This is a genomic window from Streptomyces sp. NBC_01506 (assembly GCF_045040295.1).
Taxonomy (GTDB): domain Bacteria; phylum Actinomycetota; class Actinomycetes; order Streptomycetales; family Streptomycetaceae; genus Streptomyces.
Genome location: NZ_CP109422.1, coordinates 7,588,089 through 7,613,123, shown reverse-complemented (window position 1 = coordinate 7,613,123; position 25,035 = coordinate 7,588,089). Strand labels below are relative to the sequence as shown.

19 protein-coding genes are annotated in these 25,035 nt (G+C 72.4%); 3 read left to right on the top strand and 16 right to left on the bottom strand.

The window, feature by feature from the left end; genetic code table 11:
* From OG329_RS34095 to OG329_RS34035, 13 genes are all read right to left on the bottom strand, one after another.
* On the bottom strand, nucleotides 1-1,053 hold the full coding sequence (locus OG329_RS34095; protein ID WP_405800345.1) for an ADP-ribosylglycohydrolase family protein: 1,053 nt from the start codon (nucleotides 1,051-1,053) through the stop codon (nucleotides 1-3).
* Nucleotides 1,050-1,826, bottom strand: a complete 777-nt coding sequence (locus OG329_RS34090) for an NUDIX hydrolase (protein WP_405800343.1) — start codon at nucleotides 1,824-1,826, stop codon at nucleotides 1,050-1,052. Before OG329_RS34090 ends, OG329_RS34095 begins: the two co-directional genes overlap by 4 nt.
* Nucleotides 1,823-2,905 (bottom strand): AAA family ATPase, encoded by a 1,083-nt coding sequence (locus OG329_RS34085; protein ID WP_405800341.1) that lies wholly within the window; start codon nucleotides 2,903-2,905, stop codon nucleotides 1,823-1,825. The genes OG329_RS34090 and OG329_RS34085 overlap by 4 nt, the downstream gene beginning before the upstream one ends.
* A complete protein-coding gene (gene pnuC, locus OG329_RS34080) occupies nucleotides 2,902-3,558 on the bottom strand; it encodes a nicotinamide riboside transporter PnuC (protein WP_405800340.1) in 657 nt (218 codons plus the stop codon). The genes OG329_RS34085 and pnuC overlap by 4 nt, the downstream gene beginning before the upstream one ends.
* Nucleotides 3,559-3,711: 153 nt before the next feature.
* On the bottom strand, nucleotides 3,712-4,923 hold the full coding sequence (locus OG329_RS34075; protein ID WP_405800338.1) for a pseudouridine synthase: 1,212 nt from the start codon (nucleotides 4,921-4,923) through the stop codon (nucleotides 3,712-3,714).
* Nucleotides 4,923-5,498, bottom strand: a complete 576-nt coding sequence (scpB, locus tag OG329_RS34070) for an SMC-Scp complex subunit ScpB (RefSeq protein WP_405802174.1) — start codon at nucleotides 5,496-5,498, stop codon at nucleotides 4,923-4,925. Before scpB ends, OG329_RS34075 begins: the two co-directional genes overlap by 1 nt.
* Nucleotides 5,499-5,554: 56 nt before the next feature.
* The gene (locus OG329_RS34065; RefSeq protein ID WP_405802172.1) at nucleotides 5,555-6,673 is read right to left on the bottom strand and encodes a segregation and condensation protein A; all 1,119 of its coding nucleotides are present in this window, start codon (nucleotides 6,671-6,673) and stop codon (nucleotides 5,555-5,557) included.
* A 49-nt stretch (nucleotides 6,674-6,722) separates the two neighbouring features.
* A complete protein-coding gene (locus OG329_RS34060; protein ID WP_405802170.1) occupies nucleotides 6,723-7,310 on the bottom strand; it encodes a hypothetical protein in 588 nt (195 codons plus the stop codon).
* A complete protein-coding gene (locus OG329_RS34055; protein ID WP_405800336.1) occupies nucleotides 7,307-8,431 on the bottom strand; it encodes a ParA family protein in 1,125 nt (374 codons plus the stop codon). Before OG329_RS34055 ends, OG329_RS34060 begins: the two co-directional genes overlap by 4 nt.
* 369 nt (nucleotides 8,432-8,800) lie before the next feature.
* Complete coding sequence (gene ald, locus OG329_RS34050; protein ID WP_405802169.1) at nucleotides 8,801-9,916, bottom strand: alanine dehydrogenase; 1,116 nt, start codon at nucleotides 9,914-9,916, stop codon at nucleotides 8,801-8,803.
* Nucleotides 9,917-10,057: 141 nt separating this feature from the next.
* Nucleotides 10,058-12,145 (bottom strand): tetratricopeptide repeat protein, encoded by a 2,088-nt coding sequence (locus tag OG329_RS34045; protein WP_405800334.1) that lies wholly within the window; start codon nucleotides 12,143-12,145, stop codon nucleotides 10,058-10,060.
* A 1,660-nt stretch (nucleotides 12,146-13,805) separates the two neighbouring features.
* Nucleotides 13,806-14,432, bottom strand: coding sequence for an NUDIX domain-containing protein (locus OG329_RS34040; protein ID WP_405800333.1), 627 nt, complete (start codon nucleotides 14,430-14,432; stop codon nucleotides 13,806-13,808).
* Nucleotides 14,433-14,537: 105 nt separating this feature from the next.
* Complete coding sequence (locus OG329_RS34035; RefSeq protein WP_405800331.1) at nucleotides 14,538-16,196, bottom strand: CTP synthase; 1,659 nt, start codon at nucleotides 16,194-16,196, stop codon at nucleotides 14,538-14,540.
* Nucleotides 16,197-16,928: 732 nt separating this feature from the next.
* Between OG329_RS34035 and OG329_RS34030 the strand changes: the two genes are divergently transcribed.
* Together OG329_RS34030 and OG329_RS34025 are read left to right on the top strand one after the other, a co-directional pair.
* A complete protein-coding gene (locus OG329_RS34030) occupies nucleotides 16,929-18,737 on the top strand; it encodes a glycoside hydrolase family 15 protein (RefSeq protein ID WP_405802167.1) in 1,809 nt (602 codons plus the stop codon).
* A gap of 46 nt (nucleotides 18,738-18,783) precedes the next feature.
* Entirely contained in the window at nucleotides 18,784-20,427 is a 1,644-nt protein-coding gene (locus tag OG329_RS34025) for a PucR family transcriptional regulator (protein ID WP_405800330.1), read from the top strand.
* A gap of 64 nt (nucleotides 20,428-20,491) precedes the next feature.
* On the opposite strand, the gene OG329_RS34020 is transcribed toward OG329_RS34025, so the two are convergent.
* The 3 genes from OG329_RS34020 to OG329_RS34010 all read right to left on the bottom strand — a co-directional run bounded on the left by OG329_RS34020 (nucleotide 20,492) and on the right by OG329_RS34010 (nucleotide 24,148).
* Complete coding sequence (locus OG329_RS34020; protein WP_405800328.1) at nucleotides 20,492-21,601, bottom strand: glycosyltransferase family 4 protein; 1,110 nt, start codon at nucleotides 21,599-21,601, stop codon at nucleotides 20,492-20,494.
* A gap of 224 nt (nucleotides 21,602-21,825) precedes the next feature.
* Nucleotides 21,826-23,547, bottom strand: coding sequence for a DNA repair protein RecN (gene recN, locus OG329_RS34015; RefSeq protein WP_405802166.1), 1,722 nt, complete (start codon nucleotides 23,545-23,547; stop codon nucleotides 21,826-21,828).
* A gap of 124 nt (nucleotides 23,548-23,671) precedes the next feature.
* Complete coding sequence (locus OG329_RS34010) at nucleotides 23,672-24,148, bottom strand: SRPBCC family protein (protein WP_405800327.1); 477 nt, start codon at nucleotides 24,146-24,148, stop codon at nucleotides 23,672-23,674.
* Nucleotides 24,149-24,233: 85 nt separating this feature from the next.
* On the opposite strand from OG329_RS34010, the gene OG329_RS34005 reads away from it, so the two are divergent.
* Complete coding sequence (locus OG329_RS34005; protein WP_405800326.1) at nucleotides 24,234-24,839, top strand: TetR/AcrR family transcriptional regulator; 606 nt, start codon at nucleotides 24,234-24,236, stop codon at nucleotides 24,837-24,839.
* The last annotated feature ends 196 nt before the right edge of the window (nucleotides 24,840-25,035 follow it).

Below are 25,035 nucleotides of genomic sequence, written 5' to 3'. Positions count from 1 at the left end.
TCAAGCGTCCCAGAGTGCTCCGAGTTCCAGCAGCTCCTCGCGGTACTCGATCCGGTCCGCCCACTCCTTCGGCCAGGCGTCCGCCCCGAGGTGCGCGCCCGCGAACGCGCCCGTCAGACAGGCGATCGAGTCCGAGTCGCCCTTGGTGCAGGCGGCCCGGCGCAGCGCCGTGACCGGCTCCTGGGGAAAGAGCAGGAAGCAGAGCAGTCCGGTGGCGAACGCCTCCTCGGCGATCCAGCCGTCGCCGGTGGCCAGGCACGGGTCGGTCTCGGGCGACGGTGCGCGCAGGGCCTGCTGGAGCCGTTCGAGCACGGCCAGGCACTCGTCCCAGCCCCGCGCGGCGAAGTGTTCGGGGGTCGGGTCCTGGCTGTGGGTCCACAGGTCGCCGAGCCACGCCTCGTCGTAGCGGGAGCGGTTGTCGTACGCGTAACTGCGCAGCAGACCGACCAGGCCCAGCGGTTCGGTCCCCTGCGCCAGCAGATACACCGCGTGGGCCGTGAGGTCGGAGGCGGCCAGCGCGGTGGGGTGGCCGTGGGTGAGCGCGGACTGCAACTGCGCGGCGCCGGAGCGCTGTTCGGCGCTCAGGCCGGGTGCGAGTCCGATCGGGGCGACCCGCATGTTGGCGCCGCAGCCTTTGGAGCCGATCTGGCTCGCCCGCTGCCAGGGGCGGTCGCTGTCGAGGAGCTGACAGGCCGTCAGACAGGTATTGCCGGGGGCCCGGTTGTTCTGCGGGTCGTGGAACCAGTCCACGAACTCCTCGCGCACCGGGCGGGTGAGGCGCGCCGGTCCGAGCGGGCCCGCGTCCATGGCGGTGCGCAGGCCGCGGCCGAGCGCGAGGGTCATCTGGGTGTCGTCGCTGACGATCGCGGGCTCGATCAAAGGCATCTCGCGCCATGGGCCGAACTTGGCGAGGATCGAGGGCACGTCGTTGAACTCGGTGGGGAAGCCGAGGGCGTCGCCGAGCGCGAGCCCGGTCAGGGCGCCGGTGGCCGCGCCCTTGGCGGCGGCCCTCTTGGCAGCAGCGCTCTTAGGCGCGGTGTCCGAGGAGGTCATGAGGTGGTGGTCCGTCCTTCCGGTCGAAGCAGCGGTGGGTGGAGTGCGGTGGCGGTGCCGGCGCGGTAGAGGGCGGCCGGTTTGCCCCGGCCGCCGGTGCGGCGCGGCGGGCCCGCCACCGGTTCCACGAAGCCGGGTGAAGTCAGCACCTTGCGTCGGAAGTTGGGCCGGTCGAGCGCCACGCCCCAGACCGTCTCGTACACCTGCTGAAGCTCGCCGAGGGTGAATTCGGGCGGGCAGAACTCCGTGGCGAGGCAGGTGTATTCGAGCTTGGCTCCGATACGGCGCCGGCCGTCGGCGAGGATCCGGCCGTGGTCGAAGGCGAGTTGGCCGAGTTCGTCGGTGTCGTAGCCGCTCCAGCGCGTCCAGCGGGCCTGCGCGGCGTCGCCGCCGCCGCGCGGCTCGGGGAGGTCGGGCACGAGCGCGGTGTACGCGACGGACACGACCCGCATCCGGGGGTCGCGGTCCGGGTCGCTGTAGGTGCGCAGTTGCTCGGGCCGCAGTCCGGCGACGGTGTCCGGCGACAGGCCGGTCTCCTCGGCGAGTTCACGCCGCGCGGCCTGTCCGGCGGACTCCCGGGGCCGTACGAAGCCGCCGGGCAGCGCCCAGTGGCCCAGATACGGCTCCTCGCCCCGCTCGATGAGCAGGACGTGCAGGACGCCTTGGCGGACCGTGAAGACGGCGAGGTCGACGGTGACGGCGAACGGCACGAAGTCGGCGGGGTCGTAGTTCTCGGGAACACGGGCATGTCGCGTCGGCTGATGGGGTGTCATCTGTTCTCCGGCAGGGGTGCGGCGAAGTTCCAGCCCTGGTCCAGCAGGGCGTCCACGGCGGTGACCGCGTCGGCGAGCCGCTGCTCGCGCGGCCCGTCGAGCGCGACGAACGTGCGTCCCGTACGGGTCAGTTCGGCCCGGAACCGGCCCGTCATCCAGGGCCGCAGCTCCTCGCCGTCGCGCAGTCCGTCGTCCTCGAAGGCGACGCCTTCGTGGCCGGTGAGCAGCCAGAGATGGTGCGGCACCCGGTCGGCGATCTCCTCGACGAGCGGGTTGCGTCCGCCCACGTACCGCTCGTGCCAGACGGTGGTGGCGAAGGAGTCGGTGTCGCAGAAGAGGACGGGCGAGCCGGCGCGGGCCGCCCGCGCCTCCCTCTCGTTCTGCCGCCCGGCGATCAACGGGAAGTCCTCGGTGGTGAATTCGACGTCCTCCCACTGCGCGCCGGGCCACCGCTCGCGCAGGGCGGCGAGCTTGTGCTCGCTGAACTCCCGTCCGTACTCGGCGACGTAGCGCGTACGGGCCCACACACCGCCGCGCGCCCGGTAGTGCTCGGTGAGGGCCCGCGCCAGCGTCGTGGTGCCGGTGGACTCGGCGCCGAGCACCACGACGCGGCGGGTGAGCGCGGCCCGTACGGGCGGCGCGAGGAAGTCCCAGCAGCCGACGGGGTCCTTGCGGACGGCGGTCCCCGAGACCGGGTGGCGCGTGCGGTCCGGGTCGACGGCGACGGACGCGGCGCCGAAGCGGCGGGCGAGTTCGTCCCCGTACGACTCCGAGGTGAAGACGGCGTCCACGGGCTCGGGGACGGCCGCGCGGAAGACCGCCATGTGCGCGTCCCAGATCGCCGGGTCGTGCACGTCCATGCGGGTGTCGTCCACGGCGCCGACGACCCGGACGTCCGGATGGACCTCGCGCATCCAGGCGACGCGGTCGGCGAGCGGGACCGACTCGACCGAGGCGGCGCAGACGAGGACCGTGAGCCGTGCGCAGCGCTCCCGGGCGGTCCGTACGAGGTGGTGGTGGCCCGCGTGCGGCGGGTAGAACTTGCCGAGGACCAGGCCGTGTTCGTACGTCGCGCTCATGCGGTGACCTCCAACGGCCCACCGGCCGGGCGCCGTTGAAGGTCGCGCGACCAGTTGCGCAGTCCGATGACGCACAGGGTCATGAAGCCGACGTACAGGATCGACGTCAGATAGAGGTCCTTGTGCGCGTAGAGCGGGATGTAGACGATGTCGGCCGCGATCCACAGCCACCACGACTCGAGACGCTTCCGGCACTGCCCGTAGGTCGCCATCAGCGACAGCGCGGTGGTGACGGCGTCCCAGAACGGCACCGTCGACGAGGTCTGGTGGTCCAGGAGGAGCGTGAGACCCACGGTTCCCACCGTCCCCGCCGCGAGCAGCCAGCCCCACTCGGTGCGCGAGGTGCGCCGTACCGGGAGATACGCGGAGTCCGGTCCACCCCCGTGGGTCCAGGTCCACCAGCCGTACGTGGCGAGGGCGATGAAGACGATCTGCAACCCGGCGTCGGCGTACAGGCCGGCCTGGGTGAACAGCAGGATGAAGAACAGGTTGTTGGCGATCCCTATCGGCCAGTTGGCGAGGTGCTGGCGGGCGACGAGCCAGACGCAGAGCGCTCCGCTGCCGAAGCCGAGCACTTCGGTCCAGCTCACCGGGGTGTCGAGAACGGTCACGAGCGGCTGCTGCAAAGGGTCGAGGATATCCGCGAGACTCACACCCGCCTCCTTAATAGTCAAGTTGACTATAAAGGTGAAGTGGCGGGCGCCACAAGCAGAAAAGCCCGCGGCCTGAAGGCCACGGGCTCTCTTCGCTCGGTACGGGGTGGCACCGGTACGAGGTGGCACCGGTACTGGGTGGAACCGGTGCCGCTACAGACCGACTTCCTTCATCAGCATGCCGACCTCCGTGTTCGTGAGTCGGCGCAGCCAGCCGGACTTCTGGTCGCCCAGCGGGATCGGGCCGAACGACGTGCGGACCAGGCGCTCGACGGGGAAGCCCGCCTCGGAGAGCATGCGGCGCACGATGTGCTTACGGCCCTCGTGGAGGGTGACCTCGACCAGATAGTTCTTCCCGGTGTTCTCCACGACGCGGAAGTGGTCGGCGCGCGCGTAGCCGTCCTCCAACTGGATGCCGTCCTTGAGGCGTTTGCCCAGATCGCGCGGCAACGGGCCCTGGATCGCGGCGAGATACGTCTTCTTCACGCCGTACCGGGGGTGCGTGAGACGGTGGGCCAGCTCACCGTGGTTGGTGAGCAGGATGATGCCCTCGGTCTCGGTGTCCAGCCGGCCGACGTGGAACAGACGCGTCTCGCGGTTGGTGACGTAGTCGCCGAGATTCTGCCTGCCGTCCGGGTCGCCCATCGTGGAGACGACACCGGCCGGCTTGTTCAGCGCGAAGAAGAGATGCGACTGCGTGGCGACGGTCAGCCCGTCGACCTTGATCTCGTCCCGGTGCGGGTCGACGCGCATGCCCTGCTCGACGACGATCTCGCCGTTGACCTCGACACGGGACTGCTCGATCAGCTCCTCGCAGGCCCGGCGCGAACCCATGCCCGCACGCGCCAGGATCTTCTGGAGCCGCTCGCCCTCCTGCTCGGCGCCCGGATTGGTCCTGGGGGTCTTGATCTCCGGCTTGCCCGCGTACCGGTCGCGGTTGCGCTGCTCGATCTTGGCGTCCAGCTCGCGCGGACGGGCGGGCTTGCCCTGGATCCGGCGCTGGGCCGCCGCGCTCGGGGCCTTGGGACGGCCCTTGGCACCGCCGCGCGCCGAGGCGCCCCGGCCGCTGCCCCCGGCGGGACCGCCGGGGCCACCCTGACCGCCGCCCTGGCCGCCGCCGGGACCACCGGAGCGCCCGACGTCGTAACGGCGCTCCTCGGGACGGGGCTTGCTCTCACGCTTCGGCTGCTTGTCGTCCCGCGCCCCGGCACCGCCGCCGCTCCCCCGGCCCCCGGCGCTCGCCCCGTTGCCGCCGCGACCGCCACCGGCCCGCGACTGGGGCTTGCCGCCGGCGGCTCCCCGGCCGCCGCCGCTCCGATTCCCGCTGCCGCTGCCGCTTCCGCTGTTCCTGCCGTTGCTTCGCATCAAATGTCCGTCTTGTCGTCTGCGTGAGTTTCCGGGGCGTACGGTGCGTCCGGATCGAACGACGGAACGCCTTCCAGGGTGTCGGCCTCGATCGCGTCCGCCTCCGGAAGGAAGGGCGCGAGTTCCGGAAGCTCGTCCAGACCGCGCAGGCCCATCCGCTCCAGGAAATAGTTCGTCGTCCTGTACAGGATCGCACCTGTTTCGGGTTCCGCTCCCGCCTCCTCGACCAGACCGCGCTGGAGGAGGGTCCGCATGACCCCGTCACAGTTCACTCCGCGTACGGCCGAGACCCGCGACCGGCTGACCGGCTGGCGGTAGGCGACGACCGCCAGGGTCTCCAGCGCGGCCTGGGTGAGCCGGGCCTGCTGACCGTCGAGTACGAAGCCCTCGACGGCCTGGGCGTACTCGGGCCGCGAGTAGAAACGCCAGCCGCCCGCGACCAGGCGCAGCTCGAATCCGCGCCGCTGCACGGTGTAGTCGTCGGCCAGCTCGCGCAGCGCGTCGGCGACGGCCCGCCGCGGCCGGTCGAGGACCTTGGCCAGGTGATCCTCGGTCGCGGGCTCGTCCACGACCATCAGGACCGCCTCCAGGGCGGGCTTGAGTTCGAGGTCGGCGACCGTACGGTGCTCGCTCACGCCTTCTCCTCGCTCGTGTCTGCTGTTACGGCCTTGGGGTCGTCCGGCACGGGATCGGGCGGGCGGTCGAACTCGTCCGTCACCCGTGGCGCCTCGTCGTCGTCCCCGCCCGTCCAGCGCACCATGAGCGGGCCAAGGGCCTCGTCCTGGTCCAGGGCGACGGCCTTCTCCCGGTACAGCTCCAGCAGGGCGAGGAAGCGCGCCACGACGGTGAGCGTGTCCGGGGCGTCCTCGGCGAGTGTCGCGAAACTCACCTCGCCGGCCGCCCGCAGCAGCGCCACGACGATCCCCGCCTGCTCCTGGACGGAGACGAGCGGCGCGTGGATGTGGTCGATGTACACCTGTGGCTTGGGCTTGGGCTGCATCGCCTTGACCGCGAGCGCGGCGAACCCCTCGGCGCCGATGCTGATGACGACCTCGGGGAGCAGCGCGGCGTGGTGCGGCTCGAGGCCGACGGTACGGGGGTAGCGCCGCGACTCGGAGTCCAGCCGGGCGCTGAAGATCTCGGCGATCCGTTTGTACGCGCGGTACTGGAGCAGCCGCGCGAAGAGCAGGTCCCTGGCCTCCAGCAGCGCCAGATCGCCCTCGTCCTCCACCTCGGCGGACGGCAGCAGGCGGGCGGCCTTGAGATCGAGGAGCGTCGCGGCGACGACCAGGAACTCGGTGGTCTGGTCGAGGTCCCAGTCGGGGCCCATGGCGCGGATGTGCACCATGAACTCGTCGGTGACCTTGGACAGGGCGACCTCGGTGACGTCCATCTTGTGCTTCGAGATCAGTTGCAGAAGCAGGTCGAACGGCCCCTCGAAGTTCGCGAGCCGTACGGTGAACCGCCCGTCGTCGGGCTCGGGTTCGGTGTCCGCGTCGCGTACGGGTACGGGCTCCGGTACGGGCACGGTCTCCGGCTCCACGGCGGGCTCCGGCTCCACGGCGGGCTCCGGTACGCGTACGACCGCCGGCTCGGGAGCGACAGGCTCGACAGGTGCGACGGGCTCGACGGCCTCCGCGACCTCCACGGCCCGCGCCACCACCGGCTCCGCCGCCGCACCGGCCGCCCCCGGCCCGCGCCCCAGCGCACGGCGGGGCGAGCGGGCTGGAGAGTCGTCGGTCGGCGGCATGGCGGTCCTGGCGGCGGAGGGGACGGGGGGCAACCCGCCGAGGCTACCTTCAGCGCCCGCGCAGGCGCCGGACGAGGATGCTCGCGTCGCCGCGCGACTCCAGGTCGGCGAGGACCACGGCGACCGCCTCGCGGACGATCCGCCCCCGGTCCACGGCCAGTCCGTGCTCGCCGCGCAGCACCAGACGCGCGTGCTCCAGGTCCATCAGCTCCTCGGCCGAGACATAGACCGTGATCTTCTCGTCGTGCCGTTCGCGCCCGCTGGGGCGGCGGTTGGCCCCGCGGCCCCCTCGGCGGCGCTGACCGCCCTGCGGCCCGCCCTGCTGGCCGACGGTGGGCGTACCGGAGCCGTTGCCGCCGTCCTGCGCGCCCTGCGGCCTGCGCCGCTGTTCCTGCTCGGGGGCGCGGCTGCGGGACGTGGCCGACGAGTCCGCGTCGGTCGCCGAGTGCTCCTGGGCCGGTGCCGGTGCCGCGGCCTGCGCGGCCCCCGGCTGTTCGGCGCCCTGGTCGCTCTCCCCGGCCGGTGCCGGGACCCGCGGTTCACCGTTCGCGGTACGCCGCCGGTCCCCCGGTGAGGAAGCCTGGAGCGCCATGCCCCCGGTCGTACGGAACAGCTCGTCGGCCCCCGGCAGACTCACTCGGCGTGACACCGGGCGAGCACCTCCCTGGCGAGCTGGCGGTAGGCGGCGGCGCCGACGGAGTTGGAGGCGTAGGTGGTGATGGGCTCACCGGCGACCGTGGTCTCCGGGAAGCGCACGGTCCGGCCGATCACCGTGTGGTACACGTGATCGTCAAACGCCTCGACGACCCGCGCCAGGACCTCGCGGCTGTGCACCGTGCGGGAGTCGTACATCGTGGCGAGGATGCCGTCCAGCTCCAGATCCGGGTTGAGCCGTTCCTGGACCTTCTCGATGGTCTCGGTGAGCAGGGCCACACCGCGCAGCGCGAAGAACTCGCACTCCAGCGGGACGATCACCTTGTGCGCGGCGGTCAGCGCGTTCACGGTCAGCAGACCGAGCGAGGGCTGGCAGTCGATCACGATGTAGTCGTAGTCCTGCATCAGCGGCTTGAGCGCGCGCTGGAGCGTGGACTCGCGGGCGACCTCGCTCACCAACTGCACTTCGGCGGCCGAGAGATCGATGTTGCTCGGGAGCAGGTCCATGTTGGGCACGGCCGTCTTCAGAAGCACCTCGTCGGCCGACATGCCCCGCTCCATGAGCAGGTTGTAGACCGTGAGGTCGAGCTCCATCGGGTTGACGCCGAGACCGACGGACAGGGCACCCTGCGGGTCGAAGTCGACGAGCAGCACGCGCCGGCCGTACTCCGCGAGTGCGGCGCCCAGGTTGATGGTCGACGTGGTCTTGCCGACGCCGCCCTTCTGGTTGCACATCGCGATGATCTTCGCGGGGCCGTGGTCGGTGACCGGGCCGGGGATCGGGAAGTACGGCAGGGGACGCCCGGTCGGGCCGATTCGCTCGCGGCGCTGGCGTGCGGCGTCGGGTGCGAGGGTGGCCGCGTACTCGGGGTCGGGCTCGTACTCGGCGTCAGGGTCGTAGAAGTGCCCCTGGGGCACTTCGTCGAAGTCGGCGAAGTGGGTGGTCTCTCGGCCACTCTCGTTGCCGGCCATGGCGTTCACGTGTTGGCCGTCCATCGTCTGGTGGGCTGTCGTCGTGTGCTGATGGGTGGTGAAGGTGCGGACAGCGACGGAGCCGACGGCCTCTAGCCCGGACGACGGGCTCCGGTGGCCCAGCGCAGGCATTCCTGGTTGACCACCCCCGGGAGTAAATGTCGACTCATTCACAAGTCGTCTTACCTCCTTGGACGTGACCAGGAAACTTATCGATAGGTCAGCGTGGCACCATGCCGACGGTTGGCGACTCTATGGCGTGTCACCGCTCCGCAGCAACACAATCCGCCGGACCCAGCCCGATGTGTCGGCAACCGAACACCCTTGTGTCAAGGGCGCGCAGCCCTCCGTCGACGCGTTTCACACGGGTGCGAAAGGGTTAAAGGGTTACGTTCGAGGCGAGTTGAACGAAGGCCGGGAAGTGGCGGGACACACAGCCGGCCGGACCTTGCCGAGCAAGATCCGGCCGGTGGCGCGAGGTTGACGGACACCGTTGACGGGTCAGGCCAGAACGGCGGCCAGTTCGGTGTACGCGAGACCGTGCGCCTCGGCCACGGGACCGTAAGTGACCTGCCCGTCATGGGTGTTGAGGCCCATGGCGAGCGCCGGGTCGCGGCGCAGCGCCTCGGTCCAGCCGAGGTTGGCCAGCGCCACGATGTAGGGAAGCGTGGCGTTGGTCAGCGCGTAGGTGGAGGTGTTGGGTACGGCGCCCGGCATGTTGGCGACGCAGTAGAACACCGAGTCATGGATCCGGAAGATCGGCTCGGCGTGGGTGGTGGGGTGCGAATCCTCGAAGCAACCACCCTGATCGATTGCAATGTCGACAAGTACACTTCCGGGCTTCATCTTGGCGACGAGCGCGTTGGTGACCAGTTTCGGCGCCTTCGCGCCGGGGATGAGAACGGCGCCGATGACAAGGTCGGCGTCGACGACCGCGCGCTCCAGTTCGTACGTGTTGGAGACGACGGTCTGCACCTTGGTTCCGAAGATTTTGTCGGCCTCGCGCAGCTTGTCGATGTCCCGGTCGAGCAGCGTCACATGGAAGCCCATGCCGACGGCGATCTGCGTGGCGTTCCAGCCCGAGACACCGCCGCCGATGACGACGGCGCGGCCCGGAGCCGTACCGGGGACGCCACCGGGGAGCACACCACGGCCGCCGACCGAGCGCATCAGGTGGTACGCGCCGACCTGCGGGGCCAGCCGGCCGGCCACCTCGGACATCGGGGCGAGCAGCGGCAGCCGCCGGTTCGCGGTCTCGACCGTCTCGTAGGCGATGGCGGTGGTGCGGGACTTCAGCAGCGCGTCGGTGCACTCGCGGGAGGCGGCGAGATGCAGATACGTGAAGAGGGTCTGGTCCTTGCGGAGGCGGTGGTACTCCTCGGCGATGGGCTCCTTGACCTTCAGTACGAGGTCGGCGGTGGCCCAGACCTCGTCCGCGGTGGGCAGTATCCGGGCGCCGGCGGCGGTGAACTCGGCGTCCGTGATCGAGGAGCCGGCGCCGGCGTCGCGCTCGATGACGACCTGGTGACCGTGGCGCACGAGCTCGTGCACTCCGGCGGGGGTGATGGCCACCCGGAACTCGTTGTTCTTGACCTCGCGGGGGATGCCGACGAGCACGATGATCACGGTCCTTGGCTCAGGGTTACTCGGGCAATGCCCCCCAAACCCATACGCCGAGGGCGCATCGGAAGGCATCGTTGCCGGTTACGGTAGAGCCAGTCTAATGAAGGACTTCCCGCTGTCTAGCCTTGCAAAGCATCAACCTTCAGCCGAGGTGCTACGGATTTCGTAGGTGGAGGTACCGGTTCCGAGCAATCGATCGGAGGCGTTGCGGTGCAATCGGGCCGCCGTCGGGTCGCCGAGGCGGTCCAGCGTGTCCGCGAGCCGCAGCTCCAGTGCGGCCTGGAGACGGCTGTCGCCGGCCAGTCTGGCCAGCTCCACGGCCTCCTGGCAGGTGTGCAGCGACTCGTCGGGACGGCCCGCGTACTCCTGGACCCTGGCCGCCTCACTGAGCGCGCGGGCCTGGCCGGTGAGGTCCTGGAGCCTGCGGTAGCCCGCCGCCGCGGCCCGCCACTGGCGCAGCGCCTCGCCGTAGCGGCCCGCGTAGGTGTGGACGGTGCCGAGCCGTCCGTACAGCCGCGCCTCGTCGGCCCGCTCGCCGCGGCTGAGCCGCTGCGCGAGGGCGCGGCCGTACCAGTCGGCGGCCCGGTGCCAGTCCTGGAGTTCCTGGTAGGCGCCGCCTACGGATTCCATCGCGCGGCCGGTGGCGTAGTGGTCGTTCGCGGCCCTTCCGGCGTCCAGGGCGGACCGGTAGCGGGCCAGCGCGTCGTACGTACGGCCCGTCCGGGCGTCCAGATCGCCGATGTTGAGCAGCGCGGCGGCCTCCTCGCGGTGCAGCCCGTGGCGCTCGGCGACGCCGAGGACGAGCTGGTGCAGCCCGTACAGGTCCGGCGCCGCCGCGTCCGTGCCCTGGTGCGCGGCGAGCGCCCGCACGAGGGCGGAGACGAGCCTGCGGGCGAGGGTGTCCAGCTCGCCGTCGGCCACCGCGAGGCGGGCGGACGCCAGCAGGGCGGGCCTGCGGGACGACAGCCAGTCGGCGGCGGCCCGTGCGGTGGTGAAACGCACGGCGCGGGGCAGCGCGGCGAGCTTCTTGCGGGCCGGGGAGCCCTCGGGCTCGGTGACGGCGCGGCAGGACTGGAGGAGCCGTACGGTCCGCTCCAGCATCCGGGCCCTGGCGAGCTGCACCTCGCCGGGGCGGTCGTACGCCTCCATCAGCGCGCGCATCAGTGGGGCGAGGGAGCCGGGGATCTCGAACTGCTCCCCCGCCGGCCGCAGCAGGTTCAGCGCGGCGAGGTCGTCCAGCGCGGCCCTCGCGGCGGAGACGGAGCAGCCGGCGAGCGCGGACGCGGTGTGGGCGTCGGCGAATCCGGCGGGAGCCAGTGAGAGCAGCCGCAGCAGGGCCGCGGTGGAGGGCGGCAGCCCCTCGTACACGAACCGGAAGGCACGCGCCAACGGGCGGGCGCCCTGCGGTTGTTCGGGGTCCTCGGGGACGGAGCGCAGCCGCTTGGCGACGTCGGCGACCGCGAGCATGGGGTGGGTGGCGAGCCAGCCGCCGACGACGGCGAGCGCGGCGGGCTGACCGCCGCACTCCTCCGCCAGGGACTCGGCGGCCTGCGGGTCGACGGTGATCCGTACGGATCCGGTAAAGGTGCCGAGGAGTTCGATTGCGGCCTTGGCGTCCAGACCGCCGATGGTGCAGGGGCGGATGTCCGGGATGCCGGTGAGCGGGCCGCGCGCGACGGCGACGACGAGGCAGTCCGGGTTCTCGGGGAGCAGGAGGTCGACCTGCTCGGCGTCGTGGGCGTCGTCCAGGAGCAGCAGCACACGGCGTACGGCCAGCGCCTCGCGCACCATCTCGGACAGCTCGTCCTCTCCGGCGCCGGGCGGCACGGGGATGTCGAACTCGCCGAGGAGGTCGCGCGCGGTGCGCTCGACGGGGACGGGCTCACCGCTCGGCTCGGTGAGCCGGATGTGCAGCACCCCGTCCGGATACCGCCTCCCCACCTGCCGCGCCAACTCCCGCGCCAGCGCGGTCCGCCCGGACCCGCGCTGCCCGGCGACGAGCAGCACCCGCGTATGGGCGGCCCGTCGCCCGGCGATGGTGTTGAGCCCGGCCCGCTCGATGTCCCCGTGCAGAGCCTTCAACTCCCGCTGCCGCCCGAAGAACCCGGGGGCGGGGGTGGCCGGGGCGCCCCCGTACGCGTCACCCCGGCGCTGGTCGGTCGCCACCCCGCCGGAACCACCGGTCCGCGCGGGCGCGCCGGCGACGTCGGGCGCGGTGCGCATGCTGGTTGACGGGGCGACACGCCCTGCGGCGCGCTCTCGTGGACCGGGCTCCCGCGCCGCCCCGCCGGCCGTGGGGACAGGCTCGGAGACGGGGCTGGCGTGGGCATCCCCCACGCCGCGCGGACCGTCAGCGGTGACGGGCGGTCCCGCGACTGTTCCGGTGCCGCCGAGCGGATCGTCGGTGCCCCCCGGCGGGACCGGAGGAGCCCACGAGCCGGCTGCCGCCACCGGCACAGGGCCGGTGGCCGACGTGCCGACGTGCACGGCGGACTTCCCGCCCCCGGAGCCGACAGAACGGCCGGCGACGCGGGGCACGGCCGGAGCCGACCCGGCCGGCAGCGGCCCGGAGGGCGCCCCATCGGCGACATCAGGCGCGGCGCCGGTACTGGTTGGCGGGGCGACATGAGCATCGGCACCGCCGCGCGCATCGTCAGTGACCTCCGGCGCGACCGGAGGAGCCGACGAGCCGGCCACCGGCACGGGGTCGGTGGCTGCCGACCCAGCACCCGCCACGTGGTGACCAACCGCCTCACCGGTGGCCGACGCAGTGGACTTCCCGCCCCTGGAACCGACAGAACGGCCGGCGACGCGGGACGCGGCCGGAGCCGACGCGCGGCCGCCCTGCGCCGACCCGGCCGGCAGAGGCCCGGAGGGCGCCCCATCGGCGACATCAGGCCCGGCGCCGGTACTGGTTGGCGGGGCGACATGAGCATCGGCACCGCCGCGCGGACTCGACGCCTTGCCCCGACCGCCGCCCCGGCCGCGCGGACCGGCACCGGCGTCCAGACCGCCGGGCGCCGACGCCCGGCCGGCGGGCGTCTCGTCGGCGGTGATGGGCGGGCCCGCGACCGCTTCGGCAGCGCTGAGCAGACTCGACGTCTCACCCCGAGCGTCGACTTGACCACGCGGACCGGCACCGGCGTCCGCACGACCGGGCGCCGGCGCCCGGCCGGCGGGCGTCTCGTCCGCAGTGACCTCCGGCGTCGCCGGAGCCGACAGGCGTTCGGCCGGAGTCTTCCCGCGCCTGGCGCTCGCCCCGCCGGGGGCGTCCGGGGGCGCCGTGGCCCGGCTCGAGGCGGTCGGCGGGGCCACAGGCGCCTCGCCGACGGTGATCGGCGGGCCTGCCTGCGCTCCCGAACCGCCGCGCCGAGCGGATTGGGCCGGAGCCGGAGAACCGGACTCCGACGCGCGCGCGGCAGCGACGTCCGCGGCGTCCGGCTCGGACGGAGCCGGAGTGCCGGCCGCGCGGGGCGGGACCCGGCGTGTGCCCGTGGCGCGTGGTGGCTTCTTGGGGACGGCGGCCGGCACCGCCGGAGCCGGGGGGTCGGGCTGCGTCTCGCGCCCGGTGGGCGGCGCTGACGGGTCGTCGGACGCCGCCCGCGTACGCGCGCTCCGGCGGCGCGGCGGCTTGGCTGACTTGGTGTCAGGTGGCGCCGTTTCGGGGGGAGTTGAGGATCCGCCGTCCAAGTCCACCGCCTGGTCCGTCACGGCCACGCTCCTTCCCCTGCCCGTTCGGCGGGGTGCGCACGAGTCGAGCCCGGCGGGTGTCCGCACGGGTGATTCGAGCGTAGTTCACGCTGTGCGACCAACCACGCGGGGCGCGGCGACAAATCCCCCAATCGGATCAGCAGTTCGTCCTATGAGACACACGTCCGAACGCTTACGCCTCGAACGGCCGCGCCGGCCACTCCGCGTCCGCCGGACGCAGCGCGTCCACCCCGTCCCCCGCCAGTGCGGCGGTCAGCGACAGCACGCCCACGACAAGCGCGTTGTTGTGCAGATCGCCCGCCAGCACCCCCCGTACCAGCTCCGCCAGCGGCACCCGCGCCTGCTCCATGTCCGCCTCCTCCTCGGAGACGTCGAAGCGCTCGCCCTCCGCCTCCGACAGCTCGCGCGCCAGGAAGATCCGTACGGACTCGTCGCAGCCGCCCGGCGTCGTGTAGACGTCCGTCAGCACCCGCCAGTCCGCCGCCTTGACGTGCGCCTCCTCGTAAAGCTCCCGCTCCGCCGCGTGCAGCGGGTTCTCGCCGGGGATGTCGAGCAGGCCGGCCGGGATCTCCCAGAGCTTGTGGCGTACGGGGTGCCGGTACTGGCGCAGGACCAGCACCCGGCCCGCCTCGTCCAGGGCGAGGATCGCGACCGAGCCCGGATGGACCTGGTAGTCGCGGCGCGCCACCGAGCCGTCGGGCATGACCACGTCGTCCGTACGGACGCTGGTCTTGTTGCCCCGGAACGGCGTCGCGGTGGCTGTGATCCGCCACTCCTCGGGGGTGTCCTTGATCGCCATCGAAATCTACCTCCACGCACGCCCACACCAGCGGAAACCGAGGTACGGATCCCGGTGCCCGGGAGAGCCGTACCTCGGTCAACGTTATCGTCTGGGCGCCAAGGGCTACGCCCCCTGCTGACGCTCCACCGCGGCCTTGACCAGCCCCGCGAACAGCGGGTGCGGCCGGGTGGGACGCGACCGCAGCTCCGGGTGCGCCTGGGTGGCGACCAGGTAGGGGTGCGCCGTGCGCGGGTACTCCACGTACTCGACGAGCTTGTTGTCGGGCGACGTGCCCGAGAAGACGAGGCCCGCCTTCTTCTCCAGCTCCGCGCGGTACGCGTTGTTGACCTCGTAGCGGTGGCGGTGGCGCTCCTCCACGTACGGCTGGTCGTCGTAGACGCCCCGCACGATCGAGCCGTCCGCGAGCTTCGCCGGGTACAGGCCCAGACGCATCGTGCCGCCGAGGTCGCCGGCGCCTTCTACATAGGCGAGCTGTTCCTCCATCGTGGAGATCACCGGGTGCGCCGTCGCGGCGTCGAACTCCGTGGAGTTGGCGTCCGGGTTGTCCAGGAGGTTGCGCGCGGCCTCGATGATGATGCACTGGAGACCGAGGCAGATGCCCAGCAATGGGATCTTCTGTTCGCGTGCGTACTGGATCGCCCCGACCTTGCCGGTGACGCCGCGCTCGCCGAATCCGCCGGGGATCAGGATGCCGTCGACGTCCCCGAGCTGCCGTGCCGCGCCCGCGGGCGTCTTGCAGTCGTCGGAGGTGACCCACTTGACCTTGACCCGCGCCTTGTTGGCGAAGCCGCCGGCCCGCAGCGCCTCCGTCACCGACAGATACGCGTCGGGCAGGTCGATGTACTTGCCGACGAGCGCGACGGTCACCTCGTGGTCGGGGTTGTGGACCCGGTCCAGCAGGTCGTCCCAGACGCTCCAGTCGACGTCGCGGAACGGCAGGTCCAGCTTCCGTACGACGTATGCGTCCAGCCCCTCCGTGTGCAGCACCTTCGGAATGTCGTAGATGGACTTCGCGTCGATCGCCGCGACCACGGCCGCCTCGTCCACGTCGCACATCAGCGAGATCTTGCGCTTGATGGAGAGCGGCACCTCGCGGTCGGCGCGCAGCACGATCGCGTCCGGCTGGATACCGATGCTGCGCAGCGCGGCGACGGAGTGCTGGGTGGGCTTGGTCTTCAGCTCGCCGGAGGGGCCGATGTACGGCAGGAGCGAGATGTGCACGACGAAGACGTTGTCGCGGCCCACCTCGTGGCGGACCTGGCGGACGGTCTCCAGGAAGGGCTGCGACTCGATGTCGCCGACCGTGCCGCCGACCTCCGTGATGACGACGTCGACGTCGTCCGTCGCCATGCGCCGGATGCGGTGCTTGATCTCGTTGGTGATGTGCGGGATGACCTGGACGGTGTCGCCGAGGTATTCGCCGCGCCGCTCCTTGGCGATGACCGTCGAGTAGACCTGGCCGGTGGTGACGTTGGCCGAGCCGTCGAGGTCGACGTCAAGGAAGCGCTCGTAGTGCCCGATGTCCAGGTCGGTCTCGGCGCCGTCGTTGGTGACGAACACCTCACCGTGCTGGAAGGGGTTCATCGTGCCGGGGTCGACGTTCAGATACGGGTCGAGCTTCTGCATGGTGACCCGCAGGCCCCGCGCCTTGAGGAGGGCCCCCAGGCTGGAGGCGGTCAGGCCCTTGCCGAGGGAGGAAGCGACGCCCCCGGTGACGAAAATGTGCTTGGTCGTCGAGGAAGTCGAGGATCGGTTCGGCATGGCCAAGAGGGGGCTCCCGTGGTCGCGGTCTGAGGTGCGTACCGGCGCCCCTGTCCGGTGGATCACCGGTGAGACCGGAGGATCTTCAGGGGGTGCCGTCGCTGCGGTTCGGGGCCCCCGATAAGCGCTGGGGGGCCATCCGTCCACGGGCCACCAGGGTATCAGCGACGGCAGCCGGACGTTCCCGTCGTCCACCCGTCGGACCCCCGTGAAGGGCGGCGGGGCGGGCCCGGGGCACACGCGGGACGGACTCGGGGCCGACTCGGGGCGGACTCGGGGCGGACTCGGGGCGGGAGGGATTGGCGGGGATATGTCGGGGTCGATTTCCGGCCACACCGTCGTACGCGTCTACACCTGGTCCAGCCCCGGTCGGGACCCGGTCCAAGATCACAGATTGATCACCTCGCGAACCCCCTTGATCAGCACACGGTCACCACATGATCACCTCAGCGCCGCCGGTTCGTCGGCGCTCAGTCGTCGCCCCGTTACCGCACGTCATCGGAGGTGCGACGGCCGGGGCTGTGTCACCCTTGGGCAACTCGTTCGGCTCAGTCATGTTGCTTGGACACCTGCGCGGATCCCCGAGGTGCGTCGTATCCTGCTCGGACATTCGCTGCCGAGTCCGGCCGGCAAACGGCACCACCCCCGCCCGTGTTCCCGGAAAAAGAGCTCGTCAACGACCCTTGACCGCAGTAAGCGCCCCGAGGGGCGAACGTGGCCGTTCGACTGGAGATGCACGTGGCCGGGCGCATCGAGGATTACGCACTCATCGGAGACATGCAGACCGCTGCCCTGGTCTGCCGGGACGGCACAGTCGACTGGCTGTGCCTGCCCCGCTTCGATTCGCACGCCGTGTTCGCGGCGCTGCTGGGGACCGACGAACACGGTTTCTGGCGGCTCGGACCGGCCTCCCCGGCGGGAGCCGAACCCCCGCGGGCCGACCGGCGCCGCTATGTGGGCGACTCCCTGATCCTGGAATCGGAGTGGGACACGCCGCGCGGCACGGTCAGAGTGACCGATTTCATGCCCCCGCGTGACGGCGCGCCGCAGCTCATCCGGATCGTGGAAGGCGTAAGCGGCCGGGTGCCGATGCGCTCCGCGCTGCGGATGCGTTTCAGCTACGGCCGGGTGGTGCCCTGGGTGCACCAGGTCGACAACCGCACCGTCGCCGTCGCCGGACCGGACTCGATCTGGCTGGACACGGAGGCGGACACGTACGGCAAGAACCTGACGACGTACTCCGACTTCACCGTGGCGCCCGGCGACCGCGTCGCCTTCACGATCAGTTGGCAGCCCTCGCACCGGCAGCCGCCCGCGCTGCCGGACCCCGAGGGATCGCTGACGCTGACGTCGGACTTCTGGCGGGAGTGGGTCGAGCACTGTACGTACCACGGCCCCTACCGCGAGGCGGTCGTCCGCTCGCTGATCACGCTCAAGGCCCTGACGTACGCGCCGACCGGCGGCATCGTCGCCGCGCCCACGACATCGCTGCCCGAGGAGATCGGGGGCGTACGGAACTGGGACTACCGCTACACCTGGCTGCGCGACGCCGCCATCACCCTGTCCTCGCTGCTGCGCACCGGCTACCGCGAGGAGGCCCGCGCGTGGCGCGAATGGCTGCTGCGGGCCGTCGCGGGAGACCCCGAGAACCTTCAGATCATGTACGGGATCGCGGGCGAGCGTGAGCTGGGCGAGGCGGAGCTGGACTGGCTGCCGGGATACGAGCAGTCGGGCCCCGTCCGGGTCGGCAACGGCGCGGCGCACCAGCTCCAGCTCGATGTGTACGGCGAGGTCACCGAGGCCCTGCACCTGGCGCATATGACGGGCCTGGCGCGCAACGACTACGCCTCGCTGCTCCAGCTCAAGCTGATCGAGTATCTGGAGCGCCACTGGGACCAGCCGGACGAGGGCATCTGGGAGGTACGCGGGCCGCGCCGCCACTTCGTGCACTCGAAGGTGATGGCATGGGTCGCGGTCGACCGGACGATCAAGCTGATCGAGTCCGGCGACGCGGACGGTCCGCTGGAGCGCTGGCGCGAGATGCGCGACGACATCCACCACGACGTGTGTGAGAAGGGTTACGACAAGGAACGCAACACCTTCACACAGTCGTACGGCTCCAAGGAGCTGGACGCCTCGCTCCTGCTGATCCCGCAGATGGGCTTCCTGCCGCCGGACGACAAGCGCGTCATCGGCACCATCGAGGCGATCCAGCGCGAGCTGTCCACGGAGGACGGCTTCGTCCTGCGCTACCCGACCTCGGGCGAGGACGCGGGCGTGGACGGCCTGGAGGGCGACGAAGGCGCGTTCCTGGCCTGCTCGTTCTGGCTGGCGGACGACCTCGCGATGATCGGCCGGGTGGACGAGGCCCGGAAACTCTTCGAGAAGCTGCTGGCGCTGCGTAACGATCTGGGGCTGCTGGCCGAGGAGTGGGACCCGCGGCTCAAGCGTCAGGTGGGCAACTTCCCGCAGGCGTTCAGCCATGTGCCGCTGATCGACACGGCGCTGCGCCTGACGGCTTCGGGGGCGTACGGCGGCTGAGAACCCGGAGGGACACCGCCGCGCGGGCCGGGTAGCGTCCGGGAGCATGGACGATCAGGCCGGAATCACCGTGCGGCGGGCCCTGGAGCTGCCGGGGCTGCGTGGCGGGCTCCCGGAGGTCGTCGCCGGTAGCGATCAACTGGGGCGCACCGTGCGCTGGGTGCACGCGGGCGAGGTGCCGAACATCGCGTCGCTCCTCAAGGGCGGCGAGCTGCTGCTCACCACCGGCATCGGTCTCGGCACCCGCCCCGCCGACCAGCGCGCCTTCGTACGCAGACTGGCCGACCGAGGGATCGCGGCGCTGGTGGTGGAGCTGGGGCCGCGGTTCACGCGGCTGCCCGCCGCGGTTGTCGAGGCGGCGCGGGCGGCCGGGCTGCCGCTGGTGCAACTGCACCGTGAGGTGGCGTTCGTCGCGGTGACCGAGGAGGTCCACACCGAGATCGTCAACGGGCACTACGCGCTGCTGCGCCAGGCCGAAGAGGTCCATCGGCGGTGCACGGAGGCGCTGCTCGAGGGCGGCGGCGTACCCCAGGTGCTGCGTATCCTCGCCGAATTCGCCGGCAATCCCGTCTTCCTGGAGACCGCGGACGGACAGCTCCTGTACGCGGCGGCGGGCACGACGGGGCCACCGGCCGGGCCACCGACGGACGCGGAACCGCTCCAGGTCTGGGAAGGGCTGCGCGGGCGGCGGGCCGACCGCGACGCGGGGCCGCCGGCGGGCACGGTGCTGGTGGACGTACCCGGCGGCGGGCACGGGGCGGGTGCGGTACGGGCCCGGCTCATACTGCCCGCCGTGGCGGCCCCGCTGCTCCCGGTGCACCGGATGGCGGCCGAGCGGGCGGCGGGCATCCTGGCGGTCGTCCTGATGCAGGCCCGCCAGGAGGACGAGCTGGCCGCGCGCGGCCGGGGCGACTTCCTCACCGACCTCGCCGAGGGCCGGATCGCGGCGGACGACGCGCCCGCGCAGGCGGCGGTGCTGGGCTTCCGGCCGGGCGACGGGCCGCTGCTGCCGGTGGTGATGCGGCTGGGTCCCGAGCCGGCTCCGCCGGGCAACTGGGCGCCGCTGGCACGGGCCGTGCTGGACGAGCTGTCGTCCGTGGGGGTGCCGGTGCTGCTGGGCGTACGGCCCGTGGAGGGCCGGATCCCGCTGCTGCTCGGGCTGCGCTCCGAGTCCGAACGCGCGGCGGTGGCCGACCGGGTCGCGGCGGCGCTGCGGGTGGGCGTGGAACGCTCCGGGCTCGAACGTCCCGGCGGCCCCCGGCCCGTGGTGGTCGTCGGCGTCCCGGGCGGCTGGGCGGCGGCGAGCGCGGGTCTGCGGCACGCGGCGGAGACGGCGGCGGCGGCGCGGGGCCTGCCGGAGCGGCCGTGGCACGACGCCCAGCGGCTGGACATCGACCTGCTGCTGTGGCGGCTGCGGGACCATCCGGACCTGTCGGCGTTCGTGGACCGCGCGATCGGCCCGCTGCTCACCCACGACCGCACGTCCCGCGCCCCGTTGCTGCCGACGCTGACGACGTTCCTGGAGCACGCGGGCCGTAAGGCGGAGACGGCGCGCGAACTGCATCTGAACAGACAGACGCTCTACAACCGCCTCGCCCGTATCTCCGAACTGCTCGGCACGGACCTGGACGACCCGCAGACGGTCCTGGCCCTGAGCCTGGCGTTGCGCGCGCGGCGCCACGTCGGCTGATCCGTTGCGGCCCGGGCCCGCCCGGTTGGCGGTTCGTCCTCAATCGCCGGACGGGCTGGAAATGTCACCGCGACGGTGACGGCTGGGTCAGTTCGTCGTAGACGCTCAGCACATGCGCGATCGTGTCGTCCTCCGTCGGCCACGTCGCCGCCCGCGCCCGCCCCACCGAGGCGAGTTCGGCGCGCCGGTCGGGGTCGGCCAGCAGGCGGGTCACCGTGTCCGCGAGGGCGGGGGCGTCGCCGTACGGGATCAACTCCGCCGCGTCGCCGACCAGTTCGGGTATGGCGCCGACCGCCGTGGCGACCAGGGGGACACCGAGCCGCAGCGCTTCCTGGGCCAGCAGTGACCGGGCCTCCCAGCGGCTCGGCAGGAGCGCGACGTCGGCGGCGGCGAGGAGTTCGGTCACGTCGTCGCGGCGGCCGACGAGGCTGACCGGCAGGCCCTCGTCGTCGATTCGCCCCTGGAGCGCGGCCCGTTCGCGGCCCTCGCCCGCGATGACCAGCAGCGGTACGGGATCGAGACCGCGCCACGCCCTCGCGGCGTCCAGCAGCGTGCCGTAACCGCGATCCGGTACGAGGCTGCCGACGGCCATCAGCAACGGCCGCCCCACCGCGCCCAGTTCGGCGCGAGCCTTGCCGTCGACGGCGTCCTCGCCGTCGTCGGCGAGCGCGGGAGCCCGGCGCGGGGCCGGGAAGGCGACCGGTGCGAGGCGCGCGTCGCGGGCGCCGCGCTCGCGGGCCCGGTCGACCAGTTCGGACGAGGCGCCGAGCACAACGGCCGCCGCCCTGACGGCCCTTCGCTCCATCAGGCGCAGCAGATGGCCGCGCGGCCCGTCCGCGTACATACGGGTGTGCCAGGTGACGACGAGCGGCACCCGCTGCCCGCCCAGGGCGACCGCCGCGCGTACGGCGGCGTGCAGCCCGTGCGCGTGCACCACGTCGGCGGTGGCGCAGGCGGCCCGCAGCGCCCCGAGGGAGAGGAGGTCGCCGCGCCGGGCCACCGGCACATGGTCGGCGCCACAGCCCCGGAAGTCGTAGATCCGCTCCAGCGAGTCGGGGGCGCAGACGCTCACCCGTACGCCCCGGGCGACGAGCCCCGCCGCCAGCGACCGGACGTGCGCGCTGCTTCCCGCGCTGCCACCGCCGAGCACTTGGACCGTACGAAGCTGTGTCACGTGGCCGAGGCTCCTGTTCCGGTGGTGTGTGCTGCGCCAAGGATGCCAGCCGGTACGGACCTTCCGGCACCGAGGGGGCGTCGCGGGTGTGTCGGTCGGTGCGGCTCCCCCGCCCGGTTATCACTCGCACGAGTGACCTCCGAAGCGCACCGACGTACGGTACCGCCGGCGCGGCGGGCCCCGGTGCGGTGACCGGACCCGGTCCGGCCCGGTCCAGCCCGGCCCTACGCGTCCGCGCGGGCCGTCGCCAGCAACTCCTCCGCGTGGGCGCGGGCCGTCTGCGAGTCCTCCTGGCCCGCCAGCATGCGGGACAACTCCCGTACGCGGTCCTCCCCTTCGAGGACCGTGACGCCGGAGCGGGTCACCGAGCCGTCGTTCGTCTTCTCCACCAGCAGTTGCCGGTCGGCGAAGGCCGCGACCTGCGGCAGATGCGTCACGACCACCACCTGCGCGGACTTGGCGAGCTTCGCGAGCCGCCGGCCGACCTCGACGGCCGCCTTGCCGCCGACACCCGCGTCCACCTCGTCGAAGAGATACGTCGGCACCGGATCGGACCCGGCGAAGACCACCTCGACCGCGAGCATCACGCGCGAGAGTTCACCGCCGGAGGCACCCTTGGCGATGGGCCTCGGCTGGGCGCCGGGGTGCGGGGCCAGCAGCAGCTCGACCTCGTCCGCGCCGGACGAGCCGTACGCCACGGGGCGGCCGTCCACCTCGACACCGTTCGGATCCTCGGTCTGGCTCACGGCGAACGTGACGCGCGCGTGCGGCATCGCGAGGGACGCGAGTTCGGCGGTGACGGCTTCCGCGAAGCGCGCCGCCGCCTCCGTACGGGCGTCGGTCAACGCCTGCGCCAGAGAGGACAGTTCACTCAACACAGTGGCGTGCTCGGCCGTCAGCTCGCCGATCCGGTCGTCGTCGCCCTCGAGTTCGGTCAGTCGCGCCGCGTTCTCCTGTGCCCAGGCCAGCACGCCGGCGATGTCCTCGCCGTACTTGCGTGTCAGCCCGGTGAGCGAGGCCCGCCGCTCCTCGACCGCCGCGAGCCGCAGCGGGTCGGAGTCCAAGTTGTCGGCGTAACCGGCGAGTTCACCGGCCACGTCCGCCAGCAGGATCGCGATCTCGCCCATCCGGTCGGCCAGCGCGGCCAGGGCGGGATCGTGGGACCGTACGGCCTCCAGGGCCCGTCCGGCACCGCCGACGAGCGTCGTCGCGTCACCGCCCTCCGAGGGGTCCTCGGGCCGGCCGACGAGCGCCGCGTGCGCGACGGACGCGGCGGACGCCAACGCCTCGGCGTGGCCGAGCCGTTCGGCCTCGGCGGCAAGTTCGGTGTCCTCGCCGGGAAGGGGTTCGACGGCGGCGATCTCGTTCAGGCCGAAGCGCAACAGGTCCGCCTCCTGCGCCCGTTCGCGGGCGCGGGTGGTCAGCTCGGCCAGTTCGGCGGCGACGGTTCTCAGCCGCCGGTACGCGTCGGCGTACTTGGCGAGCGGCGTCGCGACCGCGTCCCCCGCATACCGGTCGAGCGCCTGCCGCTGCCGCGAAGGCCGCAGCAGCCCCTGCTGGTCGGTCTGGCCGTGCACGGCGACCATGTCGTCCGCGAGCTCGGCCAGCACACCGACCGGCACAGAACGGCCGCCGATATGGGCGCGCGAGCGTCCCTCGGCCGAGACGGTCCGGCTGATCAGCAGCGCGCCGTCGTCCAGTTCGGCACCCGCCTCCTCGGCGCGCAGGGCCGCCGGGGCGTCGGCGGACATGGTGAGCCGCCCCTCCACCACCGCGGCCTTGGCACCGATCCGCACCAGGGCGGCGTCGGCGCGACCGCCGAGCAGCAGCCCCAGGCTGGTGACGACCATGGTTTTGCCCGCGCCTGTCTCACCGGTCACCGCGGTGAAGCCCGGCGACAGCTCGACCACCGCGTCGTCGATGACCCCGAGCGACCGTATCCGCATCTCCTCCAACACGGACACGACCTTACGAGGTCCGGGGCCCGGTGTGCGACGGCCCCCGCCCTCCGAATCACTCACGGGGCACTCGCGGGGCGCTCATCGGGGCGCTCACCGGGCCGGGACCGGCTCATCTCGCGGCCAGGGCGCGGCGCAGCAGCCGTACGTACGGAATCCACCGTGACCTGCGCACCCCTTCCGCGCGGTCGAGGCTGTCCTCGATCAGGGCGTCGTGGAGCCGGCGCCAGAACAGCGGCCAGGTGAATCGCGCGGCGCCGCGCAGTCGCATGGTGAGGAGATGGTGCAGTACGGCCCCGTCCGTGGTGTTTTCGACGGAGTACTCGTGAAAGCCGTGGAATCCTCGCGGCCCACTGAAGCGGAAACGCACCCACCGGCCGGGGGTGTGCGCGACGACGGTGTAGCGGACGGGGCCGTGGCCGCCTTTGGCGCCGACACCGAGCGGCCGGTCGAGCCTCATGCGGGGCCAGCGGTCGTACGGCCAGAGGGCGTCGTCCGGGGAGGCGAGGGAGTCCAGCAGACGGCCCAGCTCGTCGGGGGTGCGGGTGGTGGCGGGTATCGCTCGACGGTGCAGGTTGTACACGGCCATGACGGCCTCCCCGGTGTGTGGGACGGTATCCGTGCCGTATTAGAGAGACATCTCTAATACGACTCCGAGCGTATAGCCTCCGGGCATGGGAAGGCCACCGGCACACGATCCGGACTCACTGCTGGACGCCGCGCTCTCGCTCGCCGCCGGGTCCGGCCCGGCAGCGGTCACCATGGCCGCCGTCGCCCGCCGCGCGGGAGCGCCCAGCGGCTCGGTCTACCACCGGTTCGCGAAGCGGCCCGATCTGCTGTCGGCGCTGTGGCTGCGGACGGTGAGCCGCTTCCAGGACGATTTCCTCGCGGCGCTGGACACCTCGGCGGTCGCCGCCGCCCGGCATGTCGTCGAGTTCAGCCGCGCGCGCCCCGACGAGGCACGCGTCCTGGTGCGCGGCGCACGGGACTTCGGCGAACCGGACTGGGACGCGACGGCGCGCGACGAGCTCCGACGGCTCAACAGGCGTGTGGAGGCGGCGCTGGGGGCCGCCGCCGTACGTCTGGCGTGCGACGTGGAGCGTGTGGTGCTGGCGACGGTCGACCTGCCGCTCGCGGCCGTACGCCGCCCGCTGCTGGCGGGCGACGACGTGCCGGAGACGACCGCCGCGCTCGTTTCCGAGGGCGCGGCGGCGCTGCTCCGCCCGAGCGAGGCCGGCCCGGCGATGGACGACAAACCACCTGGCCCGTCAGGCGATTGAGGACGAACACGGGCAAAGCCCCCCAGGGCCGAGGGGGTGTCTTGTCGCGGGGCGCCGCACAGGGCCCAGGGCGTGCGATCGCAAGGCTGAGGAACGGCGTTGTGGATGACCCGGCCGCACTTGGACGACTCCGACAACGCGCCTGGGGTACCCCCGTGCCCCCTCAGGGGCTTCGGGGGGGGTGCGTACCAGGCGT

Bases quoted from the DNA above. Each gene is read 5' to 3' on its own strand.
- OG329_RS34095 (WP_405800345.1), bottom strand. From the start codon at position 1,053: ATGACCTCCTCGGACACCGCGCCTAAGAGCGCTGCTGCCAAGAGGGCC.
- OG329_RS34090 (WP_405800343.1), bottom strand. From the start codon at position 1,826: ATGACACCCCATCAGCCGACGCGACATGCCCGTGTTCCCGAGAACTAC.
- OG329_RS34085 (WP_405800341.1), bottom strand. From the start codon at position 2,905: ATGAGCGCGACGTACGAACACGGCCTGGTCCTCGGCAAGTTCTACCCG.
- OG329_RS34075 (WP_405800338.1), bottom strand. From the start codon at position 4,923: ATGCGAAGCAACGGCAGGAACAGCGGAAGCGGCAGCGGCAGCGGGAAT.
- scpB (WP_405802174.1), bottom strand. From the start codon at position 5,498: ATGGTCGTGGACGAGCCCGCGACCGAGGATCACCTGGCCAAGGTCCTC.
- OG329_RS34065 (WP_405802172.1), bottom strand. From the start codon at position 6,673: ATGCCGCCGACCGACGACTCTCCAGCCCGCTCGCCCCGCCGTGCGCTG.
- OG329_RS34055 (WP_405800336.1), bottom strand. From the start codon at position 8,431: ATGCCTGCGCTGGGCCACCGGAGCCCGTCGTCCGGGCTAGAGGCCGTC.
- OG329_RS34045 (WP_405800334.1), bottom strand. From the start codon at position 12,145: ATGCGCACCGCGCCCGACGTCGCCGGCGCGCCCGCGCGGACCGGTGGT.
- OG329_RS34040 (WP_405800333.1), bottom strand. From the start codon at position 14,432: ATGGCGATCAAGGACACCCCCGAGGAGTGGCGGATCACAGCCACCGCG.
- OG329_RS34035 (WP_405800331.1), bottom strand. From the start codon at position 16,196: ATGCCGAACCGATCCTCGACTTCCTCGACGACCAAGCACATTTTCGTC.
- OG329_RS34030 (WP_405802167.1), top strand. From the start codon at position 16,929: ATGCACGTGGCCGGGCGCATCGAGGATTACGCACTCATCGGAGACATG.
- OG329_RS34025 (WP_405800330.1), top strand. From the start codon at position 18,784: ATGGACGATCAGGCCGGAATCACCGTGCGGCGGGCCCTGGAGCTGCCG.
- recN (WP_405802166.1), bottom strand. From the start codon at position 23,547: ATGCGGATACGGTCGCTCGGGGTCATCGACGACGCGGTGGTCGAGCTG.
- OG329_RS34010 (WP_405800327.1), bottom strand. From the start codon at position 24,148: ATGGCCGTGTACAACCTGCACCGTCGAGCGATACCCGCCACCACCCGC.
- OG329_RS34005 (WP_405800326.1), top strand. From the start codon at position 24,234: ATGGGAAGGCCACCGGCACACGATCCGGACTCACTGCTGGACGCCGCG.